The following is an 11,787-nucleotide window of genomic DNA, read 5'->3' as shown; positions in this document are numbered from 1 at the left end:
CCCCGTCTCTCCCGTTCACGTGCTGGTGAAGTACCGAAGTACCCAGGTACTGGTGGTGTCTTGGTGGTGTGCGGTGCTCGTAGAAGTCTGCCCTGCGGGGCCGTCCCGGCTCCGCGCCGGCTCCCGAGTCCGCCTCCCCCGGCTGCACTACTATGCCGCCCCACGATGCGTACGCAAACGCGCGGGTGGTGGAGGACGTCGCGGTATCCGCACAATGCCCTCACTCGCCCTGCTGTCAGCCGCCTGCGGGGCCGCGTCGGCGATGAGTATCCTGACGTCCGGCCCGCATCCGTTCACGATGCCGGCCGGTACGGCTCCGCCTACGGCACCGGAGCCGGGAAGACGACGGCACAGCAGGGGGCGACCGCAGACGCCGAAGCGGCGAATCGCTGAAGCGGCGACATCACCGAGAGCATTACGCAGCAGAAGCCGCCTGTGCGGCGGAGTCCGGACCGCGTCCGGCGACACAAGCGAAGCAAATCGCAGCGAAGCGAGCCGCACGCGGAAACGGCGACTGAGTTCAGCAGCCGTGCAGATGACATCTCGAAGGGGAATCACGGGGGATGACGAGCGCCACCCGCAGCCGGTCCCGGGACCAGCGCGTCCCGTCTCAGCGCAGCGACGGGCAACAGGCCCCGGCTGCCTCGCAGGCACCCGGCACCGCGACGCTCCGGCTGAGCAGCAAGCCCGGCAGTTTCGGCCCGGTGCGACTGCAGCAGCTGGTGCTGATCGAGGTAGCCGCGGGGCTTCTGCTGCTCGCCTGGATCGCACAGAACTGGCTGGTCGTTCCTGCCGCCGTGGCGGCCGGGCTGCTGACCCTGTTCGCCCTGGTGCGCCGCCGGCAGCACCCGCTCTCCGAGTGGTACGAGTTGAAGCGGTCGCTGCGGCGGCGCAAGCGGGAGGCGAAGTATCCGCTCCCACCCGGCACCGATCCCAGTCTCGCGCCGGTGGTCGAGTGCGATCCGGCGGTACAGACGTCCACGTACGTGACGCGTGAGGACCGCGCCGTCGGCATGGTCGGCGACGGCACGTTCCTGACGGCGCTCATCGCGGTCGAGGGCCAGGACGCTCCGCTGCGCCCGGGGCGCAGGGGCCGCGTCGAGCGCCCCGTGCCGTTGGACGTGCTGCACGACGCGCTGACGACCGACGACATCCGCCTGGAGTCCGTCCAGATCGTTCAGCACACCCAGCCCGCGCCGGCGCCGCATCTTCCCGAACAGTCGGTGGTGGCCAGGTCGTACGGGATGCTCCAGGAGGCTTCGGGAATCCCGTCGCTCCGTATGACGTGGGTCGCGCTGAAGCTCACGCCCGAACTGACGCCGGAGGCCGTGGAGGCGCGCGGAGGCGGGCTCGGAGGCGCGCAGCGTTCGCTGGTGCGCGCCGCGGACCAGCTCGCGAGCCGGCTGGAGGGCGCGGGATTCAGCGCCTCCGTGCTCAACGAGACGGAGCTCATCCAGGCGCTGGCCACCTCCACGTGTCTCAACCCCCGGGCGGGCAACGCCACTTCGCCGGACGGGCGGCCCGGTCAGCGGCGAACGGAGGAGTCGGTGCGCGGCTGGCGCTGCGACGACCGCTGGCACGCGACGTACTGGATCAGCCGCTGGCCCCAGGTCGGCCCGAACGCCGTGAGCTCGGCGCACCTGGCGTCCATCCTCACCTCGCTGCGCGTGTTCACCTCCGTCTTCAGCCTCACGCTGAGCCGGGGGGACGGGCGTTCGGCATCGATCGCCGGGCATGTGCGCATCGTCACCCGCAGCGAGAACGACCTGTCCACCGCGCGGCGTGAACTGCAGCGCACGGCGAGCCGGGCGAAGACCGGGCTCGTCCCGCTGGACCGGGAGCAGACGCCCGGTGTGCTCGCCACCCTGCCCCTCGGAGGCACCAGCTGATGTCCACTCCGATGATGCCCAGGCAGACCGGCATGCCCGGTGCGGGCCTGGGCCGTCAGCAGCCGCAGGGCGGCCTCGGCCAGGACGGCGAACCGGCGCAGCCGCGTCACGTGGCGACCGCGACCGACACCGGTGTCGTCCCGGTCTTCGGGCACAACGACGAGGAGCAGGAGGGGACCGCCCGTCCGCGCCGCCCCGGGTTCGGGCTGCGTGGCCCGCGCCATCTGCGGCACAAGGTCGCCGTGGAACAACTCGCCGCGATAGGCGTCCCGCTCGGTGACGACGGCGTCGTCATCGGTACGGACGCGCAGCGGCAGCCCGCCGTTCTCGGGCTCAGCCGGCGCACGGCGTACGACGTGCTGCTGATCGGCGGTCTGTGGACGGCACAGGTGCTGGCGCTGCGCGCGGCGGGCACCGGCGCCCGCGTCGCCGTCGAGACGGGCCGTACGCATGTGTGGACGTCGCTGGTGCGGGCCGCGGGAGCCGAGCAGCAGTGCATGACTCTGTACGACGTCGGGCATGTGCCCTCGCTCGGCCCCTCGGTCGGCAGCCCCGTCGTGATCATCCGCGACTGCGGCATGAAGCCGCCGCGGGGGCGCGTGACTTCGGCACCCTGGCAGTCGGTGGTGACACTGCTGCCGTACCTCAGCCCGGCGGCGCCGAGGCTGCTGCAGACGTCGTCGCTCGTGGGAATCCAGCGGGTCTCCCCGGACGAGTCGGCGCATCTGTCTCGGACGATGCGGCTGCCCCGCGAGGAGACGGAAGCCCTCTCGACGCTGGGTGACGGCGTCACCCTGTGGTGCACACGCAAGGACAGGTACTACTCGCTGACGCAGCCGACGGACGCCGAGGCGGGGCTGCTCGGCAACGCGCGCCGTCTCGACTGAGGCCGTCTCGGCTGAGGCCGGGCCCGGCCTCAGTCCGGCCCGGCCCCGGCCGGGGCCGGGCGCACTCCCCTGACACTCGTCATCCGCTCCGCCCCCGAAGGGGCGAGGGGACGTTGGCAGCGGCACTGGTACAGGACGGACAGCAAACGTGAAACGGCGGAAAGTTGACCGCCGGACGGAGCGCTCCGAGACTGGACCGAGACCTTCGACTGGTTGAGTCGGGTCGTAGCCGAACAGAGTGGCCCCCGTGCGCAGAGCACGGGCGGGGCCACGGTGCCGTGCCCTGAGCCGTCGTGATTAGGCTGGGCCACTGCGCAACAAACGGGGTGTGCGACCACACAGCAGGAGGCATTGTGAGCAGCGATCGGGACGAGATCCGCTGGGGCAGGACGGGGCCCGATACCGATCGGTTCGATGATTCAGCTCCCGAGAACGACAACGAGTCGACGGGCCAGTTCACCATCGACTACACGCCTCCTGCCTGGTACACGCAGGACGCGGACAGTGCCGCAGCCCCGAACACCCCTGGTGTGGGGGACAATCCGAGCGGTCCGACGACCCCGCCTCCCTTCACTCCGCCCCAGACGCTGCCGGGTGCGCCCGGACAACAGGCCGGGCCCGGCCCCGTGACTCCGGAACCGCCCCAGGCCCCGCCCGCGGCACCGCAGCCTCCGCAGTTCCCGCAGGCGCCGGCCGCGGGCGATCACGATCCCGGCAGCTCTTCGTACGCCGGGCCGGGGTCGCAGGACTCCGGGTCCGTGCCGCCCGTCCGCGCGGACGCGACCTATGTGATGGCGCCGCTGCCGCAGCCGCCCCCACGACCGGATCAGCAGGAGCAGGGGACACGCCCCGGCGACACCGGTGAACACGGGGACGGCCGGGGTGAGTTCGGGCAGCCGTCCACAGGGGGCGGCGGAGTCCAGTCCGGCACATCGCACGGCGGCGCGGACGGCACGAATGCCACGGATGCGACGGACGCGACGGCGTCGGAGGCACCTGCCGCCTCCCCTCCGTCGTTCCCCTCTTTCCCCGCGGTTCCGCAGCCTTCTGCCGAGGACTCTGCTTCGACGGGTGCCGGGGAGTCCGAAGGCTCGGCGACCCCGCTGCCCGGACGGGACGACACGTCCTCGATCGACCCCCGTTCGTACGACCCGCAGTCCTCGTCGACGGACGTGGCGGCCCAGGACGTGACCGCCGGTCCGGACACCGGCGGTGACGGGAACGGGCCCGACGAGCCTCGCCCTTCTGCCGACGAACAGGCGGAAGACGCCGCATCCGCCGGGACCAACGAGGCGGACGACTCCGCGAACGAGGCGGACGAACCGGCGTCCCAGGACGACGGCACGAGCAGCACCGGCACCTTCCCGGGGGCGGAGGAGAGCGCGGCGCCCGAGCCCACCGCGACGCCTGCGCCCGAGACCGCACCGACGCCGCTCCCCCAGCAGGGTGCCCCCTGGACGACGCCGGGCGGCGGCAGCGGCGACGAGAGCGCGCAGCCCACCGAACTGCCGCCCCTGCCCCCGGACTTCCAGCCCGCTACTTCGGGGAGCGGTTCGGCTCCCGTCGCGGGGAACCCGCCCTCGGGCGCCGCCGCTCCTGGTACGCCCCCGGCCGGCACGCCCGCGCAGTTCCCGCAGCAAGGGGGCTACGGCTACCCGCAGCAGCCGGCGGCGCAGCAGTCGTACGGCGGGTACGGGTACCCGCAGCCGGGCCAGCCGCAGCCTCAGCCCCAGCAGGCGCAGCCGCAACAGCAGCCGCCCGCAACCGATCCCCAGACGGCACAGCCCGGTTACGGCTACCCACAACCCGCACAACAGCAGCCGCACCCCGCCGCGCCCGATCAGCAGGCCGCTCAGCCTGGATACGGCTACCCCCAGCAGGGACAGCCGCAGCCCCAGCAGGCGCAGCTGCCGCAGGCCCAGCCCCAACAGCAGCCGCCCGCGCCCGACCCCCAGACGGCACAGCCCGGTTACGGCTACCCACAACCCGCACAACAGCAGCCGCACCCCGGCCAGCAACAACCACCACAGGGCTACGGCTACCCCCAACCCGGCCAACCCGGCCAGCCTCCGCAGGCCCAGCCCCAACAGCAGCCGCCCGCAACCGACCCCCAGACGGCACAGCCCGGTTACGGCTACCCACAACCCGCACAGCAACAGCCGCACCCCGGCCAGCAACAACCACCACAGGGCTACGGCTACCCCCAACCCGGCCAACCCGGCCAGCCTCCGCAGGCCCAGCCCCAACAGCAGCCGCCCGCAACCGACCCCCAGACGGCACAGCCCGGTTACGGCTACCCACAACCCGCACAGCAACAGCCGCACCCCGGCCAGCAACAACCACCACAGGGCTACGGCTACCCCCAACCCGGCCAACCCGGCCAGCCTCCGCAGGCCCAGCCCCAACAGCAGCCGCCCGCAACCGACCCCCAGACGGCACAGCCCGGTTACGGCTACCCACAACCCGCACAGCAACAGCCGCACCCCGGCCAGCAACAACCACCACAGGGCTACGGCTACCCCCAACCCGGCCAACCCGGCCAGCCTCCGCAGGCCCAGCCCCAACAGCAGCCGCCCGCAACCGACCCCCAGACGGCACAGCCCGGTTACGGCTACCCACAACCCGCACAGCAGCAGCCGCACCCCGGCCAGCAACAACCACCACAGGGCTACGGCTACCCCCAACCCGGCCAACCCGGCCAGCCTCCGCAGGCCCAGCCCCAACAGCAGCCCCAGCAGCAACCGCCCTACCAGCCCGGCCCCCAGCAGCAGCCCGGCCCCGCCGGGCCCGCTCCGCAGGGCCCCCCGCCCCCCGGCGGCGACCCGGGAGCCATGGCGCCGGGCCAGTCACCGGCGGAGGACGCCCGGCGCCAGGGTCAGGGCGGCAATCCTCTCGGGTACACGGCCGCGGTCGAGCTCTCGTCGGACCGGCTGGTCAACAACCGGAAGAAGCCGCGCTCCCAGAATCCCGCGCTCGGCGGCAAGTTCCGCCTCGGTGGCAAGAAGGAGGAGGCCGAGCGTGAGCGCAAGCTCGGTCTGATCCGTACGCCGGTGCTCTCCTGCTACCGCATCGCGGTCATCAGCCTCAAGGGCGGCGTGGGCAAGACGACGACCACGACCGCGCTCGGCTCGACCCTGGCGACCGAGCGCCAGGACAAGGTCATCGCGATCGACGCGAACCCGGACGCGGGCACGCTCGGCCGCCGCGTGCGGCGCGAGACGGGCGCGACCATCCGCGACCTGGTGACGGCGATCCCGTACCTCAACAACAGCTACATGGACATCCGTCGCTTCACCTCGCAGGCCGCCTCCGGCTTGGAGATCCTCGCGAACGACGTGGACCCGGCCGTCTCGACGACCTTCAACGACGACGACTACCGCCGCGTCATCGACATCCTCGGAAAGCAGTACCCGATCATCCTCACCGACTCGGGGACAGGTCTCCTCTACTCCGCGATGCGCGGAGTGCTCGACCTCGCCGACCAGTTGGTCATCATCTCCACCCCGTCCGTCGACGGCGCCAGCAGCGCAAGCACCACGCTGGACTGGCTCTCGGCACACGGTTACGGAGACCTGGTGCAGCGGGGCATCACGGTGATCTCCGGTGTCCGCGAGACCGGGAAGATGATCAAGGTCGAGGACATCGTGGCCCACTTCCAGACGCGCTGCCGCGGCGTGGTGACCATTCCCTTCGACGAACACCTCTCCGCGGGCGCCGAGTTGGACCTGGACATGATGCGCCCCAAGACCCGTGAGGCGTACTTCAACCTCTCGGCCCTCATCGCCGAGGACTTCGCGCGTCAGCAGCAGGAGCAGGGCCTGTGGTCGGGGAACGGCACCAACCCGCCGGCCCAGATGGCGCCGCCGCTGCCCGGCCAGCAGCCGGGTCAGCCGCAGCAACAGCCGTACGGTCAGCAGCCGTTCCCGCAGCAGCAGCCCCAGCCGGGACAGCAGCCGTATCCGCAGCAGGGCGGCGGCTGGCCGCAGCAGCCTCCGGGGCAGGTGCCGCCTCAGCGGTGACGGACGGACACGGCGGCGGACGGCCGGAAGGGCAGACAGCGGAGGGGCCGGCCCGGGTTGATCCCGGGCCGGCCCCTCCGCTTTCGTCACGTCACGCCGTACGGGCTTCCTCCGCCTCGGCCCCTGCCACCAGGGTCCGGCAGCGGCCGACGTCCTCGGCCATCCGCTCCATGAGGGCGTCCAAGGTGTCGAACTTCTCCTGTCCGCGGATGTACTGCAGGAAGTCGACCGAGACGTGCTTGCCGTACAGGTCCAGGTCCACACGGTCGATCGCGTAGGCCTCGACGGTCCGCTCCGTCCCGTCGAACTGCGGGTTCGTGCCGACGGAGATCGCCGCGGGCATGCGCTCGCCGTCGGCGTTCAGCCAGCCCGCGAACACCCCGTCGGCAGGCACCGCCGTGTGCGCGACGGTCTCGACGTTGGCTGTCGGATAGCCCAGTTGGCGGCCGCGCTGCGCGCCGCGCACGACCACGCCCTCCACTCGGTGCGGCCGGCCGAGCACTTCGGCCGCGCCCTCGACGTCGCCCTCGGCGACCAGACGCCGCACCAGTGTCGAGGAGAACGGCTCTCCGCCGCCGGCCGCGCCCCTTTCGTACAGGTCGACGACGACGACTTCGTAGTCGTAGGTCCGGCCCAGTTCAGTGAGGAAGGCGACGTCACCTGCGGCCTTGTGCCCGAAGCGGAAGTTCGGCCCTTCCACCACGGCGGCCGCGTGCAGCTTGTCGACCAGTACCTTCGCGACGAAGTCGGCCGGTGTGAGCTGGGAGAACTCAGCGGTGAAGGGCAGCACCAGCACCGCGTCCACGCCGAACTCCGCCATGATGTCGGCGCGCCGGGGGTGCGGCGCGAGCAGCGGGGGGTGGCTCCCGGGGCGTACGACCTCGCTCGGATGGGGATCGAACGTGACCACGACCGCGGGCACGCCCAGTTGACGGGCACGCTCGACCGTCCTGTTGATGATCAGCTGGTGCCCGCGGTGCACCCCGTCGTACGAGCCGATGGTGACGACGCTGCGCCCCCAGCCCTCAGGGATGTCCTCCAAGCCACGCCAGCGCTGCACGTCCCTGCTCCTCGCCGATGCCGATGGTTCCGCCGGTCCAAGGGTGCCATGCTGCTCAGTGACGACCGCACGGGACCCGCGCGTGGGCAGGTGCGGCCTCCAGCACGGCCGCGTCCTGCTCCCCGACGAGCAGCACGTCCAGCAGCTTCCGGGGTGCTGGTCCGCCGGCCGCGCCGAGCGCGCGGGCGAGGCCGGCCCTCAGCGGCGCGTACGGAGTGCACACCAGCGCATCGGTCAGCAGCTGAAGCCCGTCGCAGCCCTCCGGGCGGTCCGTGAGCCTGCGCCGCACGAACGCGGCCAGCGCGTCACCGGCGGTCTCCGGATGTCTCTCGGCCAGCTCACGTACCACTTCCGCGGTCGGCACGGCGAGATCCGGCCGCCGCACGGCAGCGAGCACCTCGGCCAGGTGAGGGGCGCCTCCGCCGGGCTGTTCACACAGCCGCGCGCGGAAGGCGGCGAGTGCGAGTGCCGGCCGGCAGGTCAGCTCGTCCACGAGCACGTCGGACAGCTCGGTGGAGCCCGTCGCCGAGAGGAGGCCGAGAGCGGTGTCGACAAGGCCCTGCCGCTCGGCCTCCTCCTCCGCGGTGGACGGATGCTGCTGGAGGGGATGCGGCTGGGCCGGCCGGAGCTCGGACGGCTGAGGCTGCTGGGGCCGAGGCCGGGCGAGCTGCTGGAGCCGCAGCAGCATCGTCACGGCGGCCGGGCCGTGCACCGAGGAACCGCCGGGCAGGCGGAGCAGAGCACGCGCGGCCCGTTCCAGACGCCGGCGGCCGGCGGCCGTACGCACGCGCCGCGCCATCCGCGGTCCGTACTCGGCCGCGGCGATCTGCCGCAGCGTCCGCTCGTCGTGCGCCCAGCGCTCGACGGCGCGGCACAACGCGGAGGGCTCCTCCTCAGCCAGCTCGCCGAGGAGTTCGTCCGCACGCGGATGGCACGCGTCGGTCAGCAGATCGAGGGTCATGTCCACGGCCTGCCTGCGGTGCGTGTAGAGCAGTGCCTGCGCGGCCGATGCGACCGTGGGCCGCGGTACTTCGCGGTCGCGGGCCGCCTCCGGGCCCGCGTCACCGGCGGGTTCCTCCGGCCGGGCCAGGGGCCGGCGGTCGGTGAACCAGCCGCACAGCAGCGGCTGTACGGTCTGCGGCTCCGCGGCCAGGAGCTCCCGTACGACGTCGAGGTAGCGCTCCTCCGCCCGGCCGGCCGTGACCGCGCACGCCGCGTCGGCGGGCAGCAGCAGGCGCAGCAGTCCGGTCCGCTGCGCGGTCGGCAGGGCGAGCCGCCGCCAGAACGACGGCCCGAACCCGCCGGTGCGCTCCCGACCTTCGGCGGCGATGTGCTCTGCCAGGCCGCGCAGCAGCCCGTAGTACGGGCGGGCGTCGGGGACGCGCAGCAGCGTCTCCCGCAGCAGCCGGCCGGCCCACCAGGCGGCCTCGCCGTCCGCGCCCGGCGGGACGGCGGCAGCCGGCATGCGGTCCCTGCCCGAAGTGAGGTCGCTGTCCTCGGTCACGTCCCGGTCCGAGGCGGGGTCCCTGTCCGTGAGGTCCGGGCCCGTGGGGTCCCTGTGCGTGAGGTCCCTGTCCGAGGTGACTGCTTCGGCCAGCGGTCGCAGCCGTCTCTCCAGCGCGTACGGGCCTTCGAGCCGGGCGCTCAGCACGAGCGCGTGAACGACGGGCCCGATTCTGTGCCTCGGCACCCGGCCCTCCGCGGCTGCGGGCCCTGCCTCCCCCGGGGCCTCCGGCCTTGGGGTGCCCCCAGCGGCGCGCCCGGCAGGCCCGGCGGCCGCACCGTCGTCGTGACAGCGCCCCGGCACGAGGGTCTCCAGCGCCGCGTCGACGTCCAGGTGCCTGCCCTGCAGCCAGTCGCCGAACTCCTCGTCCGCGAAACGGAGTTGCTGCTCCCCCGCGACCTCCAGAACCCCGTCCGCGAGGACCGCCTCGGCCCAGCCGCCGCCAGGTGGGAAGACCTCCTCGAAGTCCGCCCGGCTCAGGGCGCCTTGGGCGGGCCCGAGACAGCGCCGCGCAGCCTGATGAAGGGCTCCCGACGCGCGGGCGGTGGCGCGCCGCACCGCGCCGGCGGAAGCCGCAGGGCCGCAGAGCCTTTGTGCGATGCGCAGGGCGACGAGGCCAAGATACGCGGAGAAGACGCAGTCCCGGCTCGGGGGTGCGGAAGCGCTTCCGTCGCCGTCGTCGGTACCCGCTCGGCCCTGCCCCGCACCGTCCGGCCCCGCGTGGTCGTTCTCCGGCGTCGCGCTGTCGTGCAGCGCCGCCCGGCCGTCGTCCTGTGCCGCCCGGATCTCCGACAGCATGCGCATCACCAGTGGATGCCCGGCGTCCGCCGGTGCCAGGTCATGCGCGCCGAGGCCGTACAGCTCGCGTGCGCGCAGGGCCTCCGGTGCGTTCAGGCCGGCGATCCGTACGCACGGAGGCCGTCCTCGCGACGACCGTCCGCGTGCTGCTGCCTCACCCGCCGACCTGCTGCCGTCTGCCTCGCCGGTCGCTTGGAACAGCAGCTCCGCGGGGAACAACTCCCCCAGTTCCTCCCACTGTTCGGGCCCGCACGCGATCACCATCCGGGCACCGGCGGCACGGAGCCACCCCGCCGTACCGGCGGTCCAGCGGCGCAGTTGGCGCGCAAGCCGCGCGGGCATCTCCTCGGGCGCGTCCAGCAGCACCAGCAGGGGACGCCGCGCCTCCCGCGCCAGCCGGGCAACCACGTCCGCACGGGAAGCCGCCGCGTCTGCCGCGGCGGACCCCTGCTGCCGCGGGCCGGGTTCCATCGCCCGTCCCACCGCCTCACGTACGCTCCCGTCGCCCTCGCGCAGCTGCGCGCCCCGCAGCCACACCGTGGGTGCGGGCGCCGTGTCGCTCGCGCGCCGGGCCGCGAGCGCGGCCAGCTGAGTCGTACGGCCCGTGCCCGCACGCCCCACGAGCGCCGCCACCGACGCACCGCTTCCGCTGAACTCGCGCAGCGCACCGGTGACTTCGGGGCGCTCCACGTGCCTCGTGGCGATTTCCGCGGCCCGTCTCACCGCGGGACGTACCGTCGCCGCCGTCAGCCGCAGTGCGCCCGCCAGATTGAGGTCCGCGCCGAAGCCGGGGACGGTGGCACCGTTACGGGCCAGCAACGCCCCCAACTGCCCTTCCGCGTCCCACAGTCCGGCCGTACGCAGCGGCACGGCGAACGCCGAACAGCTGCCCGCGCCGGGCGCGTGCAGCGCGGTGCCCAGTACGGCCAGCACCGCGCCGGTCCCGGCGTCGAGCACGGGAGAGCCCGATGCCCGGCGGTTCAGCCGGAGCCGGGAGGCCGCGGACTCGGGCATCGTCAGTTCGAGCGCCCCTTCCAGCTCCTGGAAGCGGTCGGTCGAGGTGTAGGTGACGGTTGCCGGGCCGCCGGACAGTACCGCCTCGGTCCAGGCGCCGCCCGGCTGCCGCGCGGCACCGGCGCGGGTACCTCCCGCGCTGTCCGTCCCGCCCGGGCCGCACTCACCGTCCGAGCCGCCGGGACCGCTCCCGTCGGCGGCACCGCCCTCGTCGCCCCATGTGAAGAGCCGCACCGGCGTACTCCCGGCCGCCGCACGTTCCGCCCCGACGAGAAGGGGCGCCAGGCCGAGGCCTTCCGTACGGATCAGGGCGAGGTCCCATTCGGGGAGCGGCGTGATGGCGCCGGACTCCGCGAGGTGGCCGCGGCCCCCGTGAGCGTGCACGACGACGCGGGTGAGCCCGTCCACCGCCTCATGGCTGGTGATCACGGTGCCGCCGGCGTCCGCGACGAAGCCGGTGCCGCGCGGCCGTCCCGCCAGATCGCGGATCCGCACCAGCGCCTGCTCCGCGAGCACCGCTCCCATCACGCACCGTCCAGTTGTGTCCCGATCGGCCGAACTGCCCTGACCGTAAAGGGAAGTTGATCAGCAACGACAGTGCATCCGGGAAAGCGCC

Annotated in this window: 5 protein-coding genes; 3 read left to right on the top strand and 2 right to left on the bottom strand. The window is 73.2% G+C overall.

From position 1 onward, the window contains the following. The first annotated feature begins 563 nt into the window (after positions 1-563). From eccE to AN215_RS28960, 3 genes are all read left to right on the top strand, one after another. Positions 564-1,889, top strand: a complete 1,326-nt coding sequence (gene eccE, locus AN215_RS26590; RefSeq protein WP_070010654.1) for a type VII secretion protein EccE — start codon at positions 564-566, stop codon at positions 1,887-1,889. 32 nt (positions 1,890-1,921) lie between these two features. Next, entirely contained in the window at positions 1,922-2,776 is an 855-nt protein-coding gene (locus AN215_RS26585) for a hypothetical protein (protein WP_245694773.1), read from the top strand. 353 nt (positions 2,777-3,129) lie between these two features. Further along, complete coding sequence (locus AN215_RS28960; protein WP_245694731.1) at positions 3,130-6,795, top strand: SCO5717 family growth-regulating ATPase; 3,666 nt, start codon at positions 3,130-3,132, stop codon at positions 6,793-6,795. Between the two features lie 91 nt (positions 6,796-6,886). Here the strand turns inward: AN215_RS28960 and AN215_RS26570 are convergent, their stop codons facing one another. Beyond that, on the bottom strand, positions 6,887-7,855 hold the full coding sequence (locus AN215_RS26570) for a bifunctional riboflavin kinase/FAD synthetase (protein ID WP_070010657.1): 969 nt from the start codon (positions 7,853-7,855) through the stop codon (positions 6,887-6,889). A 55-nt stretch (positions 7,856-7,910) separates the two neighbouring features. Then, positions 7,911-11,696: a trypsin-like peptidase domain-containing protein gene (locus AN215_RS30155; protein WP_070031261.1), complete on the bottom strand. Its 3,786-nt coding sequence runs from the start codon at positions 11,694-11,696 to the stop codon at positions 7,911-7,913. Positions 11,697-11,787: the final 91 nt, after the last annotated feature.

This window comes from Streptomyces abyssalis (genome assembly GCF_001751365.1).
GTDB classification, from domain to species: domain Bacteria; phylum Actinomycetota; class Actinomycetes; order Streptomycetales; family Streptomycetaceae; genus Streptomyces; species Streptomyces abyssalis.
Note: the sequence above shows the minus strand (reverse complement) of the source record. Positions and strands in the feature narration are given on the sequence as shown.

What these genes read in the sequence shown, in the direction of transcription:
- AN215_RS26585 (WP_245694773.1), top strand. Translation starts at nt 1,922, where the DNA reads ATGCCCGGTGCGGGCCTGGGCCGTCAGCAGCCGCAGGGCGGCCTCGGC.
- AN215_RS30155 (WP_070031261.1), bottom strand. Translation starts at nt 11,696, where the DNA reads ATGGGAGCGGTGCTCGCGGAGCAGGCGCTGGTGCGGATCCGCGATCTG.
- eccE (WP_070010654.1), top strand. Translation starts at nt 564, where the DNA reads ATGACGAGCGCCACCCGCAGCCGGTCCCGGGACCAGCGCGTCCCGTCT.